This window comes from Methylohalobius crimeensis 10Ki (genome assembly GCF_000421465.1).
Lineage (GTDB): Bacteria > Pseudomonadota > Gammaproteobacteria > Methylococcales > Methylothermaceae > Methylohalobius > Methylohalobius crimeensis.
Window position 1 is genome coordinate 291,160 of record NZ_ATXB01000001.1, and the last position, 21,278, is coordinate 312,437.

At 57.2% G+C, this 21,278-nt stretch carries 28 protein-coding genes, 1 tRNA gene and 2 pseudogenes; 21 read left to right on the top strand and 10 right to left on the bottom strand.

The features are described 5' to 3' along the window. Positions 1-14 precede the first annotated feature (14 nt). Together vapC (H035_RS0101545) and H035_RS0101550 are read right to left on the bottom strand one after the other, a co-directional pair. Complete coding sequence (gene vapC / locus H035_RS0101545; RefSeq protein ID WP_022947257.1) at positions 15-416, bottom strand: type II toxin-antitoxin system VapC family toxin; 402 nt, start codon at positions 414-416, stop codon at positions 15-17. Beyond that, positions 413-607 (bottom strand): type II toxin-antitoxin system VapB family antitoxin, encoded by a 195-nt coding sequence (locus tag H035_RS0101550; protein ID WP_022947258.1) that lies wholly within the window; start codon positions 605-607, stop codon positions 413-415. The genes vapC (H035_RS0101545) and H035_RS0101550 overlap by 4 nt, the downstream gene beginning before the upstream one ends. Before the next feature lie 243 nt (positions 608-850). Here H035_RS0101550 and H035_RS22340 point away from each other — a divergent pair, with 243 nt between their 5' ends. From H035_RS22340 to H035_RS22345, 4 genes and pseudogenes are all read left to right on the top strand, one after another. Beyond that, positions 851-982, top strand: a complete 132-nt coding sequence (locus H035_RS22340; RefSeq protein ID WP_235044527.1) for a DUF4400 domain-containing protein — start codon at positions 851-853, stop codon at positions 980-982. Between the two features lie 156 nt (positions 983-1,138). Next, positions 1,139-1,405 (top strand): type II toxin-antitoxin system VapB family antitoxin, encoded by a 267-nt coding sequence (vapB, locus tag H035_RS0101560; protein WP_022947260.1) that lies wholly within the window; start codon positions 1,139-1,141, stop codon positions 1,403-1,405. Continuing rightward, on the top strand, positions 1,405-1,809 hold the full coding sequence (gene vapC, locus H035_RS0101565; protein WP_022947261.1) for a type II toxin-antitoxin system tRNA(fMet)-specific endonuclease VapC: 405 nt from the start codon (positions 1,405-1,407) through the stop codon (positions 1,807-1,809). Before vapB ends, vapC (H035_RS0101565) begins: the two co-directional genes overlap by 1 nt. A 507-nt stretch (positions 1,810-2,316) precedes the next feature. Next, positions 2,317-2,478: pseudogene (locus H035_RS22345) on the top strand (transposase domain-containing protein); the annotation flags it as partial. On the opposite strand, the gene tnpA reads toward H035_RS22345, so the two are convergent. After that, positions 2,437-2,721, bottom strand: a complete 285-nt coding sequence (tnpA, locus tag H035_RS22695; RefSeq protein ID WP_407635331.1) for an IS66 family insertion sequence element accessory protein TnpA — start codon at positions 2,719-2,721, stop codon at positions 2,437-2,439. The pseudogene H035_RS22345 and the gene tnpA sit on opposite strands and share 42 nt — an antisense overlap. 211 nt (positions 2,722-2,932) lie before the next feature. Between tnpA and H035_RS0101585 the strand changes: the two genes are divergently transcribed. The 5 genes from H035_RS0101585 to H035_RS0101605 all read left to right on the top strand — a co-directional run bounded on the left by H035_RS0101585 (position 2,933) and on the right by H035_RS0101605 (position 4,895). Continuing rightward, the gene (locus H035_RS0101585; protein ID WP_026596148.1) at positions 2,933-3,211 is read left to right on the top strand and encodes a type II toxin-antitoxin system RelE/ParE family toxin; all 279 of its coding nucleotides are present in this window, start codon (positions 2,933-2,935) and stop codon (positions 3,209-3,211) included. Beyond that, on the top strand, positions 3,195-3,509 hold the full coding sequence (locus H035_RS0101590) for a HigA family addiction module antitoxin (RefSeq protein ID WP_235044528.1): 315 nt from the start codon (positions 3,195-3,197) through the stop codon (positions 3,507-3,509). Before H035_RS0101585 ends, H035_RS0101590 begins: the two co-directional genes overlap by 17 nt. Positions 3,510-3,631: 122 nt before the next feature. Further along, the gene (locus H035_RS0101595) at positions 3,632-4,033 is read left to right on the top strand and encodes a CCDC90 family protein (protein ID WP_026596150.1); all 402 of its coding nucleotides are present in this window, start codon (positions 3,632-3,634) and stop codon (positions 4,031-4,033) included. 404 nt (positions 4,034-4,437) lie between these two features. Then, entirely contained in the window at positions 4,438-4,608 is a 171-nt protein-coding gene (locus tag H035_RS21905; protein WP_161623988.1) for a hypothetical protein, read from the top strand. A 71-nt stretch (positions 4,609-4,679) separates the two neighbouring features. Beyond that, on the top strand, positions 4,680-4,895 hold the full coding sequence (locus H035_RS0101605; RefSeq protein WP_022947266.1) for a hypothetical protein: 216 nt from the start codon (positions 4,680-4,682) through the stop codon (positions 4,893-4,895). 52 nt (positions 4,896-4,947) lie between these two features. Here the strand turns inward: H035_RS0101605 and H035_RS0101610 are convergent, their stop codons facing one another. From H035_RS0101610 to H035_RS0101625, 4 genes are all read right to left on the bottom strand, one after another. Further along, positions 4,948-5,376, bottom strand: a complete 429-nt coding sequence (locus H035_RS0101610; protein ID WP_022947267.1) for a type II toxin-antitoxin system VapC family toxin — start codon at positions 5,374-5,376, stop codon at positions 4,948-4,950. Next, entirely contained in the window at positions 5,373-5,639 is a 267-nt protein-coding gene (locus H035_RS0101615) for a DUF2191 domain-containing protein (RefSeq protein WP_022947268.1), read from the bottom strand. Before H035_RS0101615 ends, H035_RS0101610 begins: the two co-directional genes overlap by 4 nt. A gap of 165 nt (positions 5,640-5,804) precedes the next feature. After that, positions 5,805-6,206: a type II toxin-antitoxin system VapC family toxin gene (locus tag H035_RS0101620; protein ID WP_026596151.1), complete on the bottom strand. Its 402-nt coding sequence runs from the start codon at positions 6,204-6,206 to the stop codon at positions 5,805-5,807. Beyond that, a complete protein-coding gene (locus H035_RS0101625; RefSeq protein ID WP_022947269.1) occupies positions 6,203-6,463 on the bottom strand; it encodes an antitoxin in 261 nt (86 codons plus the stop codon). Before H035_RS0101625 ends, H035_RS0101620 begins: the two co-directional genes overlap by 4 nt. Before the next feature lie 293 nt (positions 6,464-6,756). Here H035_RS0101625 and H035_RS0101635 point away from each other — a divergent pair, with 293 nt between their 5' ends. Genes H035_RS0101635 through H035_RS0101645 form a run of 3 tightly spaced genes read left to right on the top strand, consistent with a single transcriptional unit; the run spans position 6,757 to position 9,521 of the window. Then, positions 6,757-7,299, top strand: a complete 543-nt coding sequence (locus H035_RS0101635; protein ID WP_022947271.1) for a hypothetical protein — start codon at positions 6,757-6,759, stop codon at positions 7,297-7,299. A gap of 33 nt (positions 7,300-7,332) precedes the next feature. Further along, positions 7,333-8,430: a glycosyltransferase gene (locus H035_RS0101640; protein ID WP_026596152.1), complete on the top strand. Its 1,098-nt coding sequence runs from the start codon at positions 7,333-7,335 to the stop codon at positions 8,428-8,430. Between the two features lie 23 nt (positions 8,431-8,453). Next, a complete protein-coding gene (locus H035_RS0101645) occupies positions 8,454-9,521 on the top strand; it encodes a Wzz/FepE/Etk N-terminal domain-containing protein (protein ID WP_022947273.1) in 1,068 nt (355 codons plus the stop codon). Between the two features lie 41 nt (positions 9,522-9,562). Here H035_RS0101645 and H035_RS0101650 read toward each other — a convergent pair whose 3' ends face one another. Together H035_RS0101650 and H035_RS17695 are read right to left on the bottom strand one after the other, a co-directional pair. Next, on the bottom strand, positions 9,563-9,970 hold the full coding sequence (locus H035_RS0101650) for a hypothetical protein (RefSeq protein ID WP_022947274.1): 408 nt from the start codon (positions 9,968-9,970) through the stop codon (positions 9,563-9,565). A gap of 210 nt (positions 9,971-10,180) precedes the next feature. Next, positions 10,181-11,362: an alpha/beta fold hydrolase gene (locus H035_RS17695; protein WP_022947275.1), complete on the bottom strand. Its 1,182-nt coding sequence runs from the start codon at positions 11,360-11,362 to the stop codon at positions 10,181-10,183. Here H035_RS17695 and pncC point away from each other — a divergent pair. The 9 genes and pseudogenes from pncC to H035_RS22350 all read left to right on the top strand — a co-directional run. Further along, on the top strand, positions 11,361-11,825 hold the full coding sequence (gene pncC, locus H035_RS0101660) for a nicotinamide-nucleotide amidase (RefSeq protein WP_268741922.1): 465 nt from the start codon (positions 11,361-11,363) through the stop codon (positions 11,823-11,825). The two genes, H035_RS17695 and pncC, sit on opposite strands and share 2 nt — an antisense overlap. Continuing rightward, entirely contained in the window at positions 11,806-12,339 is a 534-nt protein-coding gene (gene thpR, locus H035_RS0101665) for an RNA 2',3'-cyclic phosphodiesterase (protein WP_022947277.1), read from the top strand. The genes pncC and thpR overlap by 20 nt, the downstream gene beginning before the upstream one ends. A gap of 115 nt (positions 12,340-12,454) precedes the next feature. Continuing rightward, on the top strand, positions 12,455-13,495 hold the full coding sequence (gene recA / locus H035_RS0101670) for a recombinase RecA (protein WP_022947278.1): 1,041 nt from the start codon (positions 12,455-12,457) through the stop codon (positions 13,493-13,495). Between the two features lie 48 nt (positions 13,496-13,543). Next, positions 13,544-13,951 (top strand): regulatory protein RecX, encoded by a 408-nt coding sequence (locus tag H035_RS0101675; protein ID WP_407635332.1) that lies wholly within the window; start codon positions 13,544-13,546, stop codon positions 13,949-13,951. Continuing rightward, positions 13,951-16,554 (top strand): alanine--tRNA ligase, encoded by a 2,604-nt coding sequence (gene alaS / locus H035_RS0101680; protein ID WP_022947280.1) that lies wholly within the window; start codon positions 13,951-13,953, stop codon positions 16,552-16,554. The genes H035_RS0101675 and alaS overlap by 1 nt, the downstream gene beginning before the upstream one ends. Positions 16,555-16,595: 41 nt before the next feature. After that, a complete protein-coding gene (locus H035_RS0101685; RefSeq protein WP_022947281.1) occupies positions 16,596-17,822 on the top strand; it encodes an aspartate kinase in 1,227 nt (408 codons plus the stop codon). A 119-nt stretch (positions 17,823-17,941) separates the two neighbouring features. Next, on the top strand, positions 17,942-18,181 hold the full coding sequence (gene csrA / locus H035_RS0101690; RefSeq protein ID WP_022947282.1) for a carbon storage regulator CsrA: 240 nt from the start codon (positions 17,942-17,944) through the stop codon (positions 18,179-18,181). Between the two features lie 23 nt (positions 18,182-18,204). Then, positions 18,205-18,295, top strand: a tRNA-Ser gene (locus H035_RS0101695). A 564-nt stretch (positions 18,296-18,859) separates the two neighbouring features. Then, positions 18,860-19,849: pseudogene (locus H035_RS22350) on the top strand (porin); the annotation flags it as partial. A 62-nt stretch (positions 19,850-19,911) separates the two neighbouring features. Here H035_RS22350 and H035_RS17700 read toward each other — a convergent pair. Then, positions 19,912-21,081: a transposase gene (locus tag H035_RS17700; RefSeq protein ID WP_022947284.1), complete on the bottom strand. Its 1,170-nt coding sequence runs from the start codon at positions 21,079-21,081 to the stop codon at positions 19,912-19,914. Between the last annotated feature and the right edge of the window lie 197 nt (positions 21,082-21,278).

Consider the following 21,278-nt stretch of genomic DNA (forward strand, 5'->3'; position numbering starts at 1 on the left):
CCCCGGACCCCAAGCTAGGTGTCGCTCAGAACCGCACGTAAACCGAGATATTCGACAAATGGAAGGAAGTCCTTGTCTGAAAAAAGGAGGGCATGCCTGGCCTCAATGCAGAAAGTGGCAATGATCGTATCGACCGTTTTTCTAACCGTAATGCCCCGTTTTCGCAACGATCTAAAGTTTTCAGCGGATTTGATAGCAATCTCCCGGCCGAGCATTTCGAATAGTTCCAGCGAGGCGAACAATTGTTTTGCCGTTCGATAGTCCCTATCGGAACGGAATCCCTGCAGCACTTCAGTCAAAATAAGATCGCCGACGCCCACCGGTTCTATGCCCAGCAAGCTGTCCAGCTTGTCGGTATGGGGTGTATCCAGGCCGTTGAAGTAGTCGATCCAAACGCTGGAGTCCACAAGAATCATCGCGTCTTTCTCGATTCCTCAAGGTCGCCTTCCCACTTGAGCTTTCCTTTGTATGCCTTAATATTTTCTTGTTTTTTTAATTTGATCAGCGTCTTAAGTGCAAGCTCGACGGCTTCTCTTTTGGTCTTGAGGCCGGTGAGTTCGAGCGCATCGGTCATCAGTTCCTCGTCAATGACAATGTTGGTTCTCATATAAAAACTCCTATGTGTATATATTTCGAAATATATACACATTTCGGTCTGTATTCAATACTAAAATAGAAATGCCGGGGTCAAGTCTTGCAATCACGCATGAAATGTTGGAATACAAGACCTGACCCTTTTGCGCTTTTGCGTGACCCTTTTGCGGATTGGTCCAGAGGGATCTGAGAAAATACGGGGGCGGACGGGAATCGCTTCGTCTATCATCACACCAAACGCCTGATCGGCCCCTCGTTGATCCTGCCCTGGATTGTCTATTTGGCTTTGCCGGTGTCGGTCCATCCGAACTTCGTGGTATTGCCGTTCGCGGCCCTGTTCGGGATTTCCGTGGCGGTGGCCGCGTCGATGTTCAAGAAGTATTTGTAAAACTGCAACCAACTGTTTTCAGCGGAAATCCAGCAGATCGAGATCTTCGACGACAACCGCGCGGCCCACCCGGTTCGCGTACCGATGATCGCACCGGGCTGGGATATACCGTTGACATACCCCATCATCATCACTAAGCTGGGATATACATGCGGAATGTATCAGAATATTGAATTGAAAGGTGAATTTAAAATGGAACGAGCCAGTATTTTCAAGAGCAACAAGAGTCAGGCTTTACGGCTTCCCAAGCCGGTAGCCTACCCGGATACCGTAAAACAGGTAGACATCGTTATTCAGGGGCGAGCCCGGATCATCACGCCTGCTGGAGAATCTTGGGATACATGGTTTGACGGGGAGGGTGTTTCCGATGATTTCATGCCGAGCCGCGAGCAGCCAACACACCAAGAGCGCGAGGATCTTTGATGTTGAAGTACATGCTCGACACCAATATCGCTATTTACACCATCAAGAACAAACCCAGTGAAGTTCGAGAGGCGTTCAAGGCTCACGATGGCCAAATGTGTATTTCAACGATAACGCTCATGGAGTTGATTTATGGCGCGGAGGCTTCCGCCGCAGTAGACCGGAATCTTCGGGAAATCGAGGGGTTCGCTGCCCGTTTGGAGGTATTGCCCTACGACAACGACGCCGCAGCGCATACGGGGCAGCTCAGGGCGGAATTGAAGAAAATAGGCCGTCCGATTGGCCCTTACGACGAAATGATTGCAGGTCACGCTAGGTCGCAAGGCTTGGTGGTCATCACCAACAACATAAAGCAATTTGAAAATGCGCCAGGAATTCGCATAGCCAACTGGGTCAAAGACTAAAGATACGGTATGGATTATCCAGACGAAGCCCGATACGCCATTCTTGGCGGACGACCGCCAGTCCGAGAATTTTTTTTCTTGCCGTCCGGCCGGTTCCAGGATCCCTTAAGATGCGGTTCCCATTCGGGCCATTTCCCCAAGGCCGCCACGCAGGCCCGGGCACTGCGCCAATAATGATAACGGGTGCCGGGGGATAAATCCGCCAAGCCATGCTCGAGCGCCCATCGCAGATGCTTGGCCCGCCATTGCCGAGGATGCGTTACGCCGTAACGTGACTCGATGAGATTTCCCAATTGTTCGCCCCGGCGGATATGCCGCTCGACCCCGCCCCGGCTTCCCGGCTGGGCGTGGAATACGCCCCCTTCCAGTGGAAAAGGCCAATGCTTAAGGTCAAAGGCTTAGGTCTTGCAATCATGCATGAATACGAGAACTGACACCGATGCCCACCAGACCTGACCCTTTTGTGCTGAATATGCTGGATTGCAAGACCTGACCCTTTTGTGCTGTGCGGCACCGTATAGCCTGATTGAAACGGCCAAGGCTAATGGGCTGGAGCCTTACGCCTACCTCAAAACAGTGTTCACCAAACTGCCCGAAGCAACCGCACCAGAGCAAATCCGGGCCTTGCTACCATGGAACATCGAGCTTGAACAGGGAGTGGTTAACTGACCGCTTACCAGATGCCGGCGGCACCCACAGGGGCACGAGCTTGCGCCGCTGCTTGTTGTTGCGGGTGCGCCAGTAGGCGAAATGGCTGAACTTGAGGCCGTGCTGCTTGCAATACTCCGCCTGCGACAGGCCGCTCACCCGCCAGGCGTCAAAGTGTTCTTGCCAGAATTGCTCTTTCTCGGTGGGGGCATGGCTACCTCTTGATTGGAAAAAACGAGAGCGTAGCGCAAACGGAGGGTAAATTTTAGATGGGGTTTGCTGATCGCTTACCCAAGGACCATCTTACCGTCTATGCGGGGGTTCCGCTAACCTGCAAATCCGAGGGTAGACCCCTCTAGCTCTCTGACCCCGAATATTCACAACCGGTTCAACTCAGACGCGGCTAACCGCCGCGCCGGTTGATCGGAACGCTATGTGCGTTGACACCTGATACGTTACAAGGTACAGTCAAGCAATGATTCGAAGCTTCAAGCACAAGGGCTTGGCCAAATTCTTCAAACCCGGCAACACCGCAGGGATTCAGGCCGCTCATGCAAATAGGCTTCGGCTTATTCTCGGTAGACTCAATGCAGCTTCAGACGCCAAAGATATGGACTTACCAGGCCTTCGGCTGCACGAGCTCTCGGGGAGTCGTGCCGGAATTTGGTCAGTGACGGTCAGTGGTAACTGGCGAGTGACGTTCCGGTTCGAGGACGGAGACGCCGAGATAGTGAACTATGAAGATTACCACTAAGGTAGTACCGATGTTGATGCACAACCCCCCCCATCCAGGTGAAGTATTGCGTGAGCTTTGTCTTGAGCCTCTTGGTCTCTCTGTAACGGCCGCGGCAGAAGCATTAGGAGTAAGTCGCAAAACCCTGAGCGCTGTGTTGAACGGAAAGGCTGGTATTAGTCCCGAAATGGCCATCCGGCTTTCTATCGCGTTTGATACATCGGCAGAGAGCTGGCTGAACCAGCAGTCCCAATATGAACTTTGGCATGCTGAGCAGCATCGTAAAGAGCTCAAGGTCAAGAAGCTTGTTGCCGCCTAGAGCAACACAGGGGCACCGGTGCCAGTTCTCACATTCCAATATTCCATGAGTGATTGCAAGACTTGACCCCGGCATGACTCATGAGGGTTGCCGCGATAGGCGCGGGATGCTATTTTTTCTTCATGACTTCCGTCATTCAATTCTACGAGCAACTTTCCTCCGCGCCCGACGATAAGACCCGGGCCCGGTTGATCGCCGAGGCTTTCGAGCGGATGGAAGAGCGCTATCCCGAGGTCAAGGAGTTGGCCACCCAATCCGGCTTGAATGAAACCGAACTGCGTCTCCAGAAGGAGATTGAAACCGTCCGCAAGGAAATCGTCGAGGCCGAAGGCCGGCTGGCCAAGGAAATCGAGGCTGTCCGCAGGGAGATCGTCGAGGCCGAAGGCCGGCTGGTCAAGGAAATCGAGTCTGTGCGCAAGGAAATCGAGCAGGTCCGGTCGTCGACGCTGCGTTGGCTGGTCGGTTTGATGACGGGGCAAACGGCTTTGATCATCGCGGCGTTGTTCGCGATCGCGGGGAAATAAAGCAAAAGAGAGTAAAAGGATCAGGTCTTGCAATCCAGCGGATTCGTACTAAACTGCCCTTATGGCAAGCCCCCTTCGTATTGAGCGGACGGGCTTTATCACGTGACTTCGCGCGGGGATCGCCGGGAGGCGGTTTTCCGCGACGATCAGGACCGGCGGGAATGGCTGGCGGCTCAAGGGGGGCAGTTCTTTACATTATAGTATTCCCTGCCTCCCTTCGCATACGAACGGAAATTACTTGTTCAATCCATGATTCGCCAATATCCACTCGAACCGCTCCCTGTTCTCGCCCCGTTCCACTCTACATAGCATAGAGGCCGCGCCTTATAGCCTCGCCATGAATGACGGGGTTTTACGGCGCGTTGGGTAAAGAAGTGACCCTAACTGTATTTATAAAAGCGTTTATGCTACCTTGCGTAATCCAGATTCAGCGCCATGAGAATGGTTCGATTCAACCCGCCTTGGACGTGCTGCGGCGCCTGGTCGTGGCACTATCGGTCAGCGCGGATATGCTGGTCTTCGACCGGAACGAACGCAGACCGGACGAGGACTTGAAGTTGACTTTTGAGGCCTAGAGTTGATCATTCAGCATCAGGCCAAACGCTGGTCGGCGGCCTGAAGTGGCTAAGGAAGGAGTAACACAACCATGCACGCCCACGACATCCAGCCCCTGGTCAACAAGCTCAAGGAACTGCCGCCCGAGCGGGTGGCGAAAGTGGAGGATTTCATTGATTTTCTGAGCAGCCGCGGCCCGGCCGAACGCACCGCCGCCGGCCCGCGCGCGCCGGTCGACCAGGTCGGCCAATGGCCCGAGGATTTGAGCTTGCGGCGCGATGATATGTATGGCGATAACGGCCGCTGAGCAGTCCGCCGACGCGCTGTTCGTCGATACCAATGATACGAATTTGACCCCCTTATTTCAGGGGATCGATATGCCTTAGTCCAGGAAAACGTTTGAAGTCGTTATCGATGGAGCATACCGTGCAGCCATGCTCCAAAGCCAAAGCAGCGATATGCGCATCGGTGGTCAAGTTGCCGCCGGTTCCGGTTTGATTCAGGAGGTTTCGCAGAATCGCCCAATGGGCGGCGCCGGGTACCAAAGTTGTTGCCACCGGCTGACTCAACCACTCGTCTACGTAAGCATTGGCCTTTTCCACTGGAAGGGGGCGCTCGAAAATCCGTTTGGAAGTCGCAATGCGCAGAAATGCCAGCAGAACCACCCAGGGAAATCCCACCCTTTCATTGCCCGACAGGATATCTTCGAACCAGATGCGCGCGGTGGGGTGTGGCGGGAGATCCCGATTGACTGCATAGAGCAGCAAGTTGGCGTCCACGAGGATCATTTGCGCTGCTCGAGCTCGTGAGCGATGGCCGCATCTTCCATCTCCGTGGCCAATTGGAGGGCTTTGTCCAGGTCGATTCCGGGTCGGGCCGGGCCCATCGTCGCGGGCTGCAGATGATACGGTCGCCCTTTGGGGTGTTTCAATCCCTGTAATCCCGCGTCCAGTGCCTCATTGACGATTTGCTTGAACGACTTACCGCTGTGGTGGGCGAGTTCCTTGAGCTCTGCGGCGAGTTGATCTTCGATCGTTAAGGTAGTTCGCATATTGATTCCTATTCATTTATCATCAAATCATCAATATATTCTTTCAAATGCATCTAGATCAAGGCAAAAAAGAGAAGCGCTGAAGAACGAGCGCTGGGGTCACGAGACAGGTCTTGCATTCCAACATTCTATGCGTGATTGCAAGACTTGAGACCCCGGTGACTCTTAAGCCTTCGTCCAGTCTTCGAGACGCAGGTCGTCTACTTGACTGAAAGCTTGGTCGTTTGTCACTAAAACCGCTTTTGCGTCCAGCGCATGTGCGGCAATCAACAGATCCAGTGAAGCCAGTATCTTGCCTCGATGCTCCATCGCAGCTCGCACGGAGCCATAGCGCCTTGCAATGGCGCTATCCCAAGGTAGGACATCAACGCGTAGCAAAAACTCCTTCACCACGGTATGAAGGCGTTTTGCATTCGGCCGTTTTGCTAACCCAAAACACAATTCACCTTCGGTGATGGCCGATATACAAAGCGAGGACATCGGTACGGTCACCACGTGCCGGCTGACCGTTGGATGCCCCTTGATCAGATGACTCACTGTATTGGTGTTGAGCATATATCGCTTCATTCGCACCATCCTTCAAAGGGGTCGCGTTCCTGAGCCTCCTGGTTGCGCTCGGTTTCATCCAGGAAGTCGGCCGGTATTTCGGCGCCTTTGAGTGCGTCGAAAAAGGCATCCCAATCCGTCGGTTTGCGGGACAAAATCACGTCGCCCGTTTCCGGGTCCCGGCGGATGTAGACTTCCGTGCCTTCGAATCGAAACGCGGCCGGCAAACGCACCGCCTGGCTGCGACCGTTGGAAAAAAGTTTGGCTGTTTGGCCCATCGCTGCCTCCTCTTGAAATGGTATATACCATAATATATTTCAAGGAGGTGGGTATCAATGCATTTTTTTAAACACAAAAGGCACAAAAAGGGTCTTGCAGGCTTTATCATGTCACTTCGCGCCGGGAGCGCCAGGAAGCAGTTTTCCGCGACGATCAGGACCGGCGGGAATGGCTGACGCTGTTGGGCGAGGTCTGCGTCCGCTTCAACTGCTACTGTCAGCCGGGCGGTGCACTGGCTCGAAGCGATAGAACGAAAGACTGCTTGATTGCAAAACTTGACCCCGTGATCCCCATGACATCCGTTATCCAATTTTACGAGCAACTTTCATCCGCGCCTGACGACAAGACGCGGGCCAGGCTGATCGCCGAGGCCTTCGAGCGGATGGAAGAGCGTTATCCCGAGGTTAGGGATCTGGCCACCCAGTCCGGTTTAAATGAAACCGAGCTGCGTCTTCAAAAAGAAATCGAAATCGTCCGTAAGGAAATCGCCGAGGCCGAGGGCCGTCTTGCCAAGGAGATCGAAGTCGTCCGCAAGGAAATCGTCGAGGCCGAGGGCCGTCTTGCCAAGGAAATCGAAACCGTCCGCAAGGAAATCGTCGAGGCCGAGGGCCGTCTTGCCAAGGAAATCGAAACCGTCCGCAAGGAAGTCGTCGAGGTCGAGGCCCGACTTGCCAAAGAAATCGAAACCGTCCGCAAGGAAGTGGTCGAAGCCGAGGGCCGTTTGACCAGGGAGATCGAGCAGGTGCGGGCCTCGACCTTGCGCTGGCTGGTGAGCCTGATGACGGGGCAAACCGCACTGATCATCGCGGCGTTGTTTGCGATCGCGGGAAAATAATGCTTGTGTGCCGCTTTTGAAACGGATATTTCAGTGACATTCCCTGCCGGTGCGGTCTTGCACGACTACTTCGCTATCCGCGGGGGCGGAGAGCGATTGGCCATGACCTTGGCCCAAGGGTTGGAGTGGCCTTTGGTGACCGGCTTCGTCGCCGACCCCTTGCAACACGAGGGGTGGCCCGGGGGGAATATTCGCTCTCTCGGTGTCGGCGCGAGCCATCCTCTCTCGCGAACCCTGGCCTTGATCCGGGCATGGCGGCGATGTCGATTGCCCGGGAGGACCGAAGTCGCCTTGTTCAGCGGCTCCTATGCGCCCTTGGCCGCGGCCGGCATGGATCATGTCCGGACGATTTATTATTGTCATTCGCCTCCCCGGTTTTTGTACGATCAGCGTGCGTTCTTCCTGCAGCGCCTGCCTGTCTGGCAGCGGCCCGGGTTTCTGGCGCTCTGTGCCTATTTTCGGCGCGGGTACGAGGACGCGATTCGGCGGATGGACCGGGTGGTATGCAATTCCGAGAACGTGCGTGGGCGGCTTCGGCGTTATTTGGAGGTGGAAGGGGAGGTGGTCTATCCCCCGGTGGAGACTGGGCGATTCCGTTGGTTGGGGCAGGAAGGGTACTATCTTTCCCTGGCTCGCTTGGATCCTTTGAAGCGAGTGGACCGGATCGTTGCGGCGTTCCGGCGAATGCCCGAGCGGAAACTGATCGTGGTGTCCGGCGGCGAGGAGGGTGGGTGGCTTAGGGAGCTGGCCGAGGGGGCGTCGAACATCCAGTTTGTCGGTTGGGTGGACGATGAGAGGCTTCGACGGTTGATCGGACAGGCGGTGGCGACGATTTATCTTCCGCGCGAGGAGGATTTCGGCATGTCCCCGGTGGAATCCATGGCGGCGGGCAAGCCGGTGATCGGGGTGGCCGAAGGGGGGGTGCTGGAGACCGTCGTGGACGGGAAAACCGGAATTTTGCTGCCTCCGGATCCCTCTCCGGAGGCGATTTGCGAGGCGGTGGAGCAATTGACCCCGGTGCGGGCGAGGGCGATGCGCAAGGCGTGTGAAATCCGCGCCCGGCGCTTTGATCGCCAGGTGTTTCTGGATAGAATGCGACGCTTGGTTGGGGATGTGTCGAATAACCTTTGATAAGCTTGAGGTTGGCCTAAATAATGGATGACAAAAAAGCGATGCAAGAAGTGCCGCCCGGACAAGGGCAAATGCCGATCATGTATTATCCGCCCGAGGATGAAATCAATCTGGTGGATCTTTGGCGGGTGCTGGTGCGTCGCCAATGGGTGCTTTGGGTGGTCTTGTTGCTGGCGGTGACCGCCAGTGTGGCGGCGGCGCTACTGTTACCGAAAAAATACTTCTATCGGGCCAATGTGGAAATCGGTACCGTGCCCGTCAACGGCGATCTGCAATTGGTCGAGGATCCGAATACGGTGCTGGCCAAGGTCAAGGAAGGGTATGTCGTCAAGGCTCGTTCGGATCTGATCGCCCGCCAGCCGGAATATGAAGGCCTTGAAGTTGAAGCCCGGCTTCCGAAGGGAAGTCAAATGCTGGTAATAGAGGGGAAGGGGCCCAAGAAGGATCAGTCGGTTTACTTGGGAGTGATCAACGAGGCGCTCGATCTGTTGTTCAAGGACCACCAGCGCATGCTCGATATCGCCCGCACCGAGTTCGAAGCGCGTCTGCAGGCGGAGAAGAGTCGGGTGCAGCAGCTCGAGGATCAGAAGACGGTGCTTGCCGCGGAACTGGAACGCTTGGACGATCTGGATGCTTTGTTGAAGGACGAGATCCAGCAGCTTCGGGAGCGCTTGGAGGCGTCCCGCGCGCGGTATGCCCGAATCGCCACGGTGAAGGATGCTTCCGCCGCCATGACGATGCTTTTGGTGGACAATCAGATTCAAGAGGATAATCAGCGGCTTCAGGCGCTGCAAGAGCGGCTATTGATCGGCCAGAAGAATCGCCGCGAGGAATTGAAGAAGCAGATCGCCGATACCGAACGGTCGATTCAGGTGCAGAAATTGAAGGTGACCCAAGCCGAGACCAACTTGGAAAACATGCGCATGACCCGGGCCATCGTTCCGCCGATGCGATCTCCCGCACCGGTGGGGATCTCTCGGAAAATGATCGTGGCTTTGGGGTTGGTGTTGGGGCTTTTTGTCGGGGTGATGGCGGTTTTCTTCGCCGAATTTTTGTCCAAAGCAGGTGAGGCGGAAGCAGCGGAGAGTTGAACGAATCAAGGGCAATCACATGGTTTTTGCCCTTCTTTTCCTCACATCCATTTTCCGGCCGCGATGATCAGCCCGCCCACCGTCGCGATGAAACCGATCAGCCACAGAAAATGGCGATCGTGGCGTTTGAGCATCTCGTCGAAGCGTTTATCCACTTGCTCGAAGCGTTTATCCACTTGCTCGAAGCGTTTATCCACTTGCTCGAAGCGGGCTATCATATCCTCGCGCAATTCCTGCTGACGCTGCTCCATCAGCTCGAAGCGCCTTTCCATGTGCACGAAGCCCTGCTGCATGAGTTCGCGCTGGTGCCTGAGCTCTTCTTCCACTCGCACCATCCGCTCGCGCAGTTCGATTTCATACACCACCGGCGGTTTGCCGAGACTCTGCTCGGTCAGCCACTCGCTCAGATGTTTTTTGATGAAGTCGATGTCTTCTTGGGTTAGCGTCATGAAGTGTGTATATTCAGAATCTTATTGAAAGATAACATGTCCCGGGGTGAACGACAACGAGGGTCGGGGCGACTGCAGGGTCGGGTCTGGTAATCCGACACTTCACGCGGGGATCGCCGGGAGGCGGTTTTCCGTGACGATCAGGACCGGTAGGAATGGCTGACGCTCTTGGGCGAGGTCTGTGCCCGCTTCTCGGGCCTATTCAGCAATTTATTCCAATCGCTTTTCGATCCACCCATCGATCCGCCGGAGAATTTCCCGGCGCAAGGGAGGCGACGAGAACAGGTGTTCGTGATGGGAATGCGCCTCCAAGGCCATGACTTGGTTGTCGGGATGATTGGTCCGGGTGGCTTGTATGAATTCCTCGTTGCCCCGGGCGGCGGTGATCGGGTCGTGGCCGGAATAGACCAGTAAATAGGGCAGGTCGAACTTCTCCATGTGGCGGCGAAAACGGACGATTTCCCGTTCCACCCCCTTGGCGAAGCGGGGGAGGGTGCGGCGGATGATGTAGCCGTCGGCGAGATGGCGGGCCTGTTCCACTTCCCAATCGCTGAGATAGAAGGGAACCCAGGGCGGGGTGACCGGTGTGGTCAGGGCGCGAATGCCTGGCCAGGAGGCCGCTTCGAACGTGCCGCGGAGGAGGAGGGTGGCGGGGACGGCGACGATTTGCTTGGCCAGAAACCACGGCAGTGGGTCGTCTCCCCGGTATAAAAAATTCGATTCGGCGAAAAAGGAAAACTGAATCAAGGGGTTTTGCAGCCAGCCGCGCCAGCCGGGAATATCCGGGACGGAAAAAGCCGGCCCCAACAGGACGATGCCGCCGATTGGACAGGGCGATGTTTTATTCGCCCCGGATTGCATAAAATGGGAAGCGGCGACCAGTCCTCCCAGGCTGTGGGCGAGAATGAAAACGGGCTTTTCCGGGCAGCGCCGCGCCAGGTAGCGGAGGGCGCGGGCGAAATTGTCGCGCAGAAGGTCCAGATTGCGCAAAGACGCCTGGGCTTGGTAGGCTCGACTGACGTCGGCGGCCGCAGTGCCTTGGCGCAGGCGCGCCTCCGCGGCGGCGATGATGGGATTGGACAGGCCGTGGGCGTAGAGGTCGATGCCGGCGACGTGATAGTTTGGCGCGAAATGCGCTGCGATTTCCCCGTAGCGGCCGATGTATTCGTTCATGCCGTGAACCAAAAGCAGGCACGCGGCGGGATCGGCCGAGTAGGACGGTTTGAACTGCCCCTCGAGGGAGGGGGATTCGGCGGTTCCGGGCAAGGAGATTTTCTCACCCCAGAATGGATAGGGGGAGGAAATGGTTTGTCGATGGGCGCAGCCGCCCAGGACCGAAAGGGTGGTGAGGAAAAGCCAAGTGAGGCGGGCGATGCTGGAATCTCTAGCCATGGAAGTCGGACAATGTCTGCGCGGCAAAAGTTTATGCTTGGCCACCGCCGAATCGTGCACCGGCGGTTGGATCGCCAAGTGCCTGACCGATGTGGCGGGAAGTTCCGAATGGTTCGAGCGCGGATTCGTCACTTATAGTAACCAAGCCAAGATGGAAATGCTCGGCGTCAAGGCCGAGACCCTGAATCGGTATGGCGCGGTGAGCGAGGCGGTGGTGGCGGAGATGGCCGCGGGCGCGCTCGCCCACAGTCGGGCGCAAGTGGCGGTGGCGGTGAGCGGAATCGCCGGTCCCGGCGGGGGAACCCCGGACAAGCCGGTGGGACGGGTGTGGTTGGCGTGGCAGGTCAAAGACCGCCCGTACCGCACCGAACGGCTTCAGTTGTCGGGGGATCGGGAAAACGTGCGCCGGCAAGCGGTTGCTCGGGCGCTGGAAGGGGTTTTGGATGTCTGCCACCGATTCTAAACGCTTGTTTTTCGCGCTTTGGCCGGACGAGTCGCTGCGGGCCGAGTTGGTCCGGGTGCGCGACCAATTGGGTTTGGACCGGGGGAAACCGGTCGACCCGGAGAAGATTCACATCACCTTGCTGTTTTTGGGCGAAGTGCCCGGCGACCAGGTGGCGGACCTTAAAGCGCTGGCGGAGAAGGTCCCCGTCGTGCCTTGCGAATTGAGCTTCGGCCGGTTGGAACATTGGGTGCGTCCGGCCGTCTTATGTTTGACCGCCGAAACCGTTCCTCAGTCTTTGTCCGAACTGATCGAAAGTTTGAAGCGGGGCGTGCGCAAACTGGGGTTCAAACCCGAAAAACGCCCGTTTCGCCCTCACTTGACCTTGGCGCGAAAAGTCAGAAAACGGCAGGTGAGCCGGGAGATCGAGCCGATTCGTTGGCCGGTGCGGGATTTTGTGTTGGTGGCCTCGGAGCTGAGCCCGGAGGGGGCCCGTTACCAGGTGATCGATCGTTGGCCCGCGGTGGCGCAGTGAAGCGCTATACTGAGTCGTGCGGTCGAGGATGATACGTAATGGAGTTGTTCTAAGCGGACAGGTCCCAAGTTGTGCCATAATTTTGTGATTACAGCGAGCAAACGAGTAGCGGATTATGTTAGACGAGAACAAGCGCAAGGCGCTGGGCGCCGCGCTGATGCAGATCGAGAAGCAGTACGGAAAAGGATCGGTGATGCGGCTCGGCGATGCCGGACCGGCGCGCGACGTGGAGGCGATTCCCACCGGCTCCTTGACCCTGGATTTGGCGCTGGGAATCGGCGGTCTACCCAAGGGGCGGGTCGTGGAGATCTACGGCCCCGAATCCTCGGGCAAGACCACCCTGGCCTTGTCCACCATCGCTCAGGCTCAGAAGCGAGACGGCGTGGCGGCGTTCGTGGACGCCGAGCACGCGTTGGATCCGGCCTACGCCAAGCGCCTCGGAGTCAATCTGGATGATCTTTTGATTTCCCAGCCCGATACCGGCGAACAGGCGTTGGAAATCGTCGACATGCTGGTTCGCTCCGGGGCGGTGGACATCATCGTGGTGGACTCGGTGGCGGCTTTGACGCCCAAGGCCGAGATCGAGGGCGAGATGGGCGACGCCCACGTGGGCCTGCAGGCGCGTTTGATGTCCCAGGCGCTACGCAAATTGACCGCCAACATCAAGCGCTCCAACGCCTTGGTGATTTTCATCAACCAGATCCGGATGAAAATCGGGGTGATGTTCGGCAATCCCGAGACCACTACCGGTGGCAACGCGCTCAAGTTCTATTCCTCGGTGCGTCTCGATATCCGGCGGATCGGCGCGATCAAGAAGGGGGACGAAGTCCTCGGCAACGACACCAAGGTGAAGGTGGTCAAGAACAAGGTGGCGCCGCCTTTCAAGACCGCGGGTTTCGAGATTCTCTACAATGAAGGCATCTCCAAGGAGGGGGAACTGATCGATTTGGGGGTGGAGCACGGTTTCGTGCAAAAGTCCGGCGCCTGGTACAGTATCGACAAGGACCGCATCGGTCAGGGCAAGGACAACGTTCGCCAGCATTTGAAGGCGCATCCTGAACTCGTGCAGGAATTGGAACGGAAAATCCGCGAGAAAGTCTTCGGCAGCGTCTCCGCCGAGGAACCTTCCGACGCCGAAGCCCCCGTGGAGGAGTAAGGAAAGCTGAGCGGGGGCGAAGAACGCGTTAAAATAAAGGAACTTTGCCTGAAGCTCTTGGCCCGGCGCGAGCACAGCGCGCGGGAATTGCTGTGGAAACTGCGCGGACGGGGTTTTCCCGAAAATCTGGCGCAGGCGGTGATCGAGGAGCTTCAGGCCGCCGGTTGGCAGGACGAGCGCCGGTTCGTGGAAAGTTTTATCCGCGCCCGCAGCGAGCGCGGCCACGGGCCGGTCAAAATCCGCTTCGAACTCAGGCAAAAAGGGATCGAGGATGGATTGATCGAGCAGGTCCTGGCGGAATTGGCGATCGATTGGGAGCAGGTTTTGGAGACGGTGTACCGGCGCAAGTTCGGGGAGCGGCCGGTCCAAAGCCGCAATGAATACGGCAAACGCTACCGTTTCCTGGCGCAGCGAGGATTCGAGACGGAGCAGATTCGCAGCCTGTTGAGGGATTGATGAAACGATTGACGACTTCGGCCATCCGAGAACAATTTCTGGACTATTTCCGCGAGCGCGGCCACACCATTGTGCCGTCCGCTCCCCTTATTCCCCAGCGGGATCCCACCTTGCTGTTCACCAACGCCGGAATGGTGCCGTTCAAGGATATTTTCCTCGGCCGCGAGCATCGCGATTACACCCGGGCGGCCTCCAGTCAAAAGTGCCTGCGCGCCGGCGGCAAGCACAACGATTTGGAAAACGTGGGTTATACCGCTCGCCATCACACTTTCTTCGAAATGCTGGGCAATTTCAGCTTCGGCGATTATTTCAAGCGCGAGGCGATCCAATACGCCTGGGAATTTCTCACCGGCGTCCTGGCGATTCCCGAGGAAAAACTCTGGGTGACGGTCTACGAGGAAGACGACGAGGCGGCCGACATCTGGCTCAAGGAGATGAAAGTTTCTCCCGAGCGCTTCGCCCGGATCGGCGCCCACGATAATTTCTGGTCCATGGGCGAGGTGGGGCCGTGCGGCCCCTGCACCGAGATTTTCTACGACCACGGCCCGGAAGTGGCCGGCGGGCCGCCGGGTTCGCCCGACGCCGAGGGGGATCGTTACGTGGAAATCTGGAATCTGGTGTTCATGCAGTACGACCGCGCCCCCGACGGGACTTTGACGCCGCTCCCCAAGCCTTCGGTGGATACCGGCATGGGGGTGGAGCGGATCGCCGCCGTGTTGCAGGGGGTGCACAGCAACTACGACATCGACCTGTTCCGCCATCTGATCCGCGCCGCCGCCGATTTGGCCGGCACCGACGACTTGAGCGGCAACTCCCTCAAGGTGATCGCCGATCATACCCGCGCCGCCGCTTTCTTGATCGCCGACGGGGTATTGCCCTCCAACGAAGGGCGTGGCTATGTGCTTCGCCGGATCATCCGGCGGGCGATTCGCCACGGCTACCGGCTGGGCATCCGCGAGATTTTCTTCCATCGCTTGGTCGCCCCTTTGGCCGAGGTGATGGGCGACGCCTATCCCGAAATCGTTTCCCACCAGGCCCAGATCGAACAGGTGCTGAAGCGAGAGGAGGCGCGTTTCGCCGAAACTCTGGAACAGGGCATGCGGGTGCTCGAGGACGGCTTGAAGAAGCTGGAGGGCAAACGCATTCCCGGCGATTTGATTTTCCTCCTCTACGACACTTACGGCTTTCCGGTGGATCTGACCCGGGATTTCGCCCTCGAGCACGGGCTGTCCCTGGATCTGGAGGGGTTCGAGCGCGCCATGGCCGAGCAGCGTGAAAGGGCGCGCGCGGCGAGCGGTTTCAGCGCCGATTACCACAAGGTGATTCCGATTCACGCCAAGACCGAATTTCTGGGCTACGATCGCTTGGAGGCCGAGGCCAAAATCCTCGCCGTCTTGCAGAATGGTGAACCGGTCGAATCTTTGCCCGCCGGCGAGTCCGGCGTGGTGGTGCTGGACCGGACCCCCTTCTATGCCGAAGGCGGCGGTCAGGTGGGGGATCGCGGCGAAATCCGAACCGATGCCGGCCGCTTGCGCGTGGAAGATACCCAAAAACAAGGGGATACCTGGCTCCACTGGGGGAAGGTGGTGCAGGGACAGCTGGAGCGCGCCGCCGCCAGCACCGCCCGGGTGGACGAGGAATTGCGCGATGCCACCGCGCTCAATCATTCCGCCACGCATCTCCTGCATGCGGCGTTGAGAAATCTCTTGGGCGAACACGTGCAGCAGAAGGGCTCGCTGGTGGATGCCGAACGCCTGCGTTTCGACTTCGCCCACTTCGAACCCTTGACCCGAGATCAGGTCGAGGAGATCGAGCGCCTGGTAAACGGCGAAATCCGCCGGAACCAGCCGGTGACCGCCGAAGTGATGGCCAAGGACGATGCCCTCGCGGCCGGGGCCGTCGCTTTGTTCGGGGAAAAATACGGCGATCGGGTGCGGGTGTTGAAAATCGGCGATTTCTCGGTGGAGTTGTGCGGCGGCACGCATGTACGACGATCCGGCGATATCGGCTTTTTCAAAATCATCACCGAAACCGGCATCGCCGCCGGGGTGCGCCGGATCGAGGCGTTGACCGGCGAGCGGGCGGTGCGTTGGGCCCAGGGGGCGGATGCGCAACTGACCGCTTTGGCGGGGGCGTTCAAATGCCAACCGGAAGAGGTGGAAATCAAATCCCGCCAGGCTCTGGAAAAAAACCGTCAGTTGGAAAAAGAGCTGGAACGCCTGAAGGCCAAGCTGGCGTCGCAGGCCGGCAGTGACTTGGCTTCCCAGGCGGTGGACGTCGAGGGAGTGAAGGTGCTGGCGGTCCAGCTGGAGGATGGCGACCCCAAGGCGCTTCGCACCACCCTCGATCAACTGAAAAACAAGCTCGGCAGCGCGGCGATCGTGCTGGCGACGGTCAAAAACGCCAAAGTTACCCTGGTGGCCGGGGTTTCCAAGGATTTGACCGATCGGATCAAGGCCGGGGAGTTGGTCAACGCCGTCGCCCAGCAGGTGGGCGGCCGCGGCGGCGGGCGGCCGGATTTCGCCCAGGCCGGCGGTTCCCAACCGGAAAACTTGTCCGAGGCCTTGGCGGGTGTGGATGATTGGATTCGATCGCGTCTGTGAGATCGTGACATAATGATGTTCGTTTAAGCATCGATAAGGATATGGCACTCTACGTTCACAAATACGGCGGCACTTCGGTCGGCACGGTGGAGCGGATTCAGGACGTGGCCGAAAAAATCATCCAGGCCAAGCGCGCCGGCGACGATTTGGTAGTGGTGGTTTCCGCCATGAGCGGCGAGACCGACCGGCTGTTGGGATTGGCGCATCAAGTTCAGGAGCGACCCGAGCCGCGTGAGCTGGATGTGCTTCTGGCGACCGGCGAGCAGGTCACCATCGCGCTTTTGTGCATGGCGCTGGAAGTGAAGGGATGTGCGGCCAGCTCCTATACCGGCGCCCAGGCCCGAATACTCACCGACGCGGCCCATACCAAGGCCCGCATTCTGGATATCGACACCTCGCGCATCCGTCGGGATCTGAGCCAAGACAAGGTGGTGGTGGTGGCCGGTTTCCAGGGGGTGAACGAGGAAGGTCACATCACCACCCTCGGCCGGGGCGGTTCCGACACCACCGCCGTCGCCCTGGCGGCGACCTTGCAGGCGGACGAATGCCGCATCTACACCGACGTGGACGGGGTGTATACCACCGATCCCAGGATTGAATCCAAGGCCCGTCGCCTGGAACGGATTACCTTCGAGGAAATGCTGGAATTGGCCAGCCTGGGTTCCAAGGTGCTGCAGATTCGGGCGGTGGAATTCGCCGGCAAGTACAATGTCCCCCTTAGGGTACTGTCCACCTTCACCGAGGGGGAAGGAACGCTCATTACCTATGAGGACGAGACAATGGAAGAGGCGCTGATTTCCGGTATCGCCTTCAATCGAGATGAAGCCAAGCTGACGGTGGAAGGGGTTCCCGACCGTCCCGGTATCGCCGCGGCCATTCTCGGACCGATCGCCGATGCCAATATTGAAGTGGATATGATCGTCCAAAACGTCGCCGAGGACGAGAGCACCGACTTTACTTTTACCGTGCATCGCAACGATTATCCCCGGGCTCGGGATATTCTCGATCGGGCGCGGGACGATTTGGGGGCGCGCAAGGTGACCGGCGACGATCGAATCGTCAAGATCTCCCTGGTGGGGGTGGGGATGCGTTCTCATGCCGGCATCGCCAGTAAGATGTTCCGGGTGCTGGCGGAGGCGGGCATCAATATCCAAATGATTTCCACTTCCGAGATCAAGATTTCGGTGGTGCTGGATGAAGATTACCTGCAAGCGGCGGTGCATACCCTGCACGAGGCCTTCGAATTGGATCAAGCGCCGGCGGCTTGATGCATCCGGGTTTTCCCCTGATAAAGTGAAGTGATATAATCCACCTTGAACTGATTTCGGTGCCCGACTCGATCGCGGCGGGGCCGGTTTTCAGTTCCTAAAACGGAAAGGATGATCTTATGCTTATTCTGACTCGGAGAGTGGGGGAAACACTGATCATCGGTGACGATGTCACCGTCACCGTGCTTGGTGTCAAGGGCAATCAAGTGCGCATCGGTGTGAACGCCCCCAAAGACGTTTCGGTCCATCGGGAGGAAATCTACGAGCGGATCAAGCGTGAAAAAGAAGTGGGGTTCCAGCAACCGGAGTCCGAATCCATGTCTGACAACGAATCATCCGGCGGTGAACCTGACGGTTGATAACAGCGATTAGGTAAAAATTTGGAGAGGTGGCCGAGTGGCTGAAGGCGCTCCCCTGCTAAGGGAGTATGGGTCAAAAGCCCATCGAGGGTTCGAATCCCTCCCTCTCCGCCAAATTAAAAGAAAAGCACTGGCGCTTGATAAGGCTTCAGTGCTTTTTTAATGCCTCGAGAGGGAGGGTGAGAACCCTCGACCGGGGTTCGACAAATTTACAACGATCCCCTCATCCTTGGCGTTGTCATAAAGATGTCATTCAATTGTCATATTCTGTGTCGCTTTAAATTCAAAGCGATTTTGCAGGGGGATCGTTTTATGAAATTGCACAATTTTGGCATCCGGGCTGGAATCGGCTTGGCGATGCTGCTAAGTCAAGCCGGTGCGGCGCATGCCGCCGACCCAGAGTTGTTGGAGATTCTGCTTACCAACGGCGTCATTACTCAGGAACAGTATGACCGGCTGATGAGGAAAAAGGAGCCGCTGACCAAAAAGGATTTAATTCCAACAGAAAGTACGGCGGAACCAACCGTGAAAGAGCCGGCCGTGAAGCAGATGGTGGCAGAGGAAGTGACGCGGCAAGTGGAAAACGAGTTTCCGGTCAAAATGGGTTGGGGCAAAAAGGGGTTCAAATTTGAAACCCGGGATGGCAACTGGGCCACAAATCTGCAATGGCGTGCTCAGATGCGCTATACCTATCCGGAGCGTTCGGATCCTCGATCCTTCAGTGCTTTTTCTGATGATGAGCAAAGCACATTCGAGCTGCGTCGGGTACGGATGAAAATCGGCGGCCATGGTTACCGGCCGTGGTTGAAATATTATTTCGAAGTGGATCTGCAGCCGACCCGGGATCATGACGACGACTCGGAAGCGGCGGGCAGCCGGGTGATCGACTGGCGCATCATGTTAGAGAAATATAAATGGGCATCTCTGCAGTTGGGTCAATGGAAAATCAACTACAACCGTGAGCGTGTGGATTCCTCCGGCAGGCAGCAGTTCGTGGAGCGCTCCATCGTCAACCGAATCTTTACCGTCGATCGACAAATGGGTGCGATGCTGTATGGGCATCTAATGCCTGGAACCTTGGCGGATTCCCGTTATTATGTTGGTGTCTGGACGGGGGAAGGCCGTGGAGTCCGCAACGATGACGATCATATGATGTATATGGGCCGCTTGCAATGGAACTTCCTGGGACGCGATCTCAAATGGCGGCAAACCGATGTGGAATACCACGAGCAGCCGGCCGGTAGCATCGCGTTTGCAGCAGCTACGGTTAGGGGGCGTTGTACTCGCTGGTCTTCCAGTGGTTGTGGCAATCTGGATGGTTTCGACAGTCCATCTAATGCTGAGAACGGCCAGTTCAGGGTCTCCCAAATGATGGAAGAAACAGCCTTTAAATGGCGAGGCTTCTCCTTCCAGCACGAATATCACTGGAAGCGGGTGGAAGATCGAATCAACAATGAGACTGCCAGCATGTGGGGTAGTTATGCTCAGGCAGGTTATTTCTTCCATGATCTCATTCCGATGGTGCCCAAGGGATTGGAATTGGCATTCCGGTATGCTTTTGTGGAAGAGCCTGAGCGAAATCGCCTATTCAGGGATCAATTGCGTCAGGAGTATACCGGTGCGGTCAATTATTTCTTTGCCGGTCATAACAACAAGGTTACGGTGGACTACTCTTATCTAACCCTCGAAGCTGACTGCCTGACAAAACTCATTTTTCCATGCAAAATCAGTCATGTAGTGGAGTCAGGGATACAAAAGGTATATTGCCAAGGTAATTCCTCCATCCAGCGCGAACGATCCGAGGCCGTAGGCACGGGAGCGGGGTCGTCGGCGGAAGGCAACCACAACCGATCGATAAGCGCCTTCCCGCAAGCCAGGGCATGGTGGATCCAGTTCCAGCCGATACGGGCATAGCTCAAGCCCCGACACCAATGCGGATCGACGGTTCTACGCTGCCCCTCGGCTACCACTGCCGTCCCCTGACAGGTCACGATCCAGGTGGCCACCGCCATCACAAAGCACAGCCGATCCAAGACCTCGGCTTGCCGAAGCCGGGAAGACGCCCATTGAAACCCATTGGATTTATGGTCCAGAAACCCTTCCTCGATGGCAAAACGCTTGCCGTAATCGGCGAGGGTCGTTTCATCGGTCCATTCATCGCTCAGGATCAGCCAGGGTTCCTTGGCGCCTTTTTCCCAACCCACGGCCACGTTCACCGCTTCATGCACCTTCCAGAGATAAACAGTGTGGTAATAACGCACCTGGCCGGCATCCACGCACCACTTCAGCGGGCGGTAACCAGCGCCGCTCCATCGCCAAGCCGGCGTATTGCGCTTCATCCGAATCCGGCAGTGCCAATCCGGTGTCCGTTTGATCCAGCGCACCAACTGCAGATGACAAAATCCACGATCGGCCAGCAAAATCACCTCAAAACCTTTCAGGCGGGAGACACTTTGCGCCAGAACCGAGCGGTAGACCTGAAAGGCCACGCTGGCACTGGGTTGCCGTTTCACCTTCCAGGCCACCGGAATCGCCCGACCCCGATACACCAACGCCACTTGAATCACACAGAAACTATTCCATAGCATCGTCGTATCCAAGGCCACGTATACGCGGCGTTCCTCGCCCGTCGGTAACCACCCTTTCAACAGCCCCGCATACACCTCATTCACATCGATCCGTCCGTTACTCAACCAACGCCGGAATCGCCGCTCAATGCTTTGGGCATAGCGGGCGCGGCTGTCCACATACACCACCCACCGGCTCAAACCGATGCCCCCACTCAACAACAATCCTGCGATCATCCAAGCGACCGTCGAAAGATGTCGCATATCTCGCCACGGCGCTTGTTTCAAAACCTGGGTTACCGTAACGTACATCCGTGTGGAAGGGTTGTTCATGGGCAATTTCGTCCTTTATCAATCATCATCTCGGACGATCTACCCTACAATCCTTCCGCGCCCTCCGCGAGTTTTGTCAGGCAGCCAGCCCTCGAAGACAGCGACAATCGGGATACTCAGGATAATCGTGTCCGAGTTCAGTGGGACGTTTCTTTCTAATCATCCCGGCTGAAAAGGGTCATTTTGATTTAAAAGAA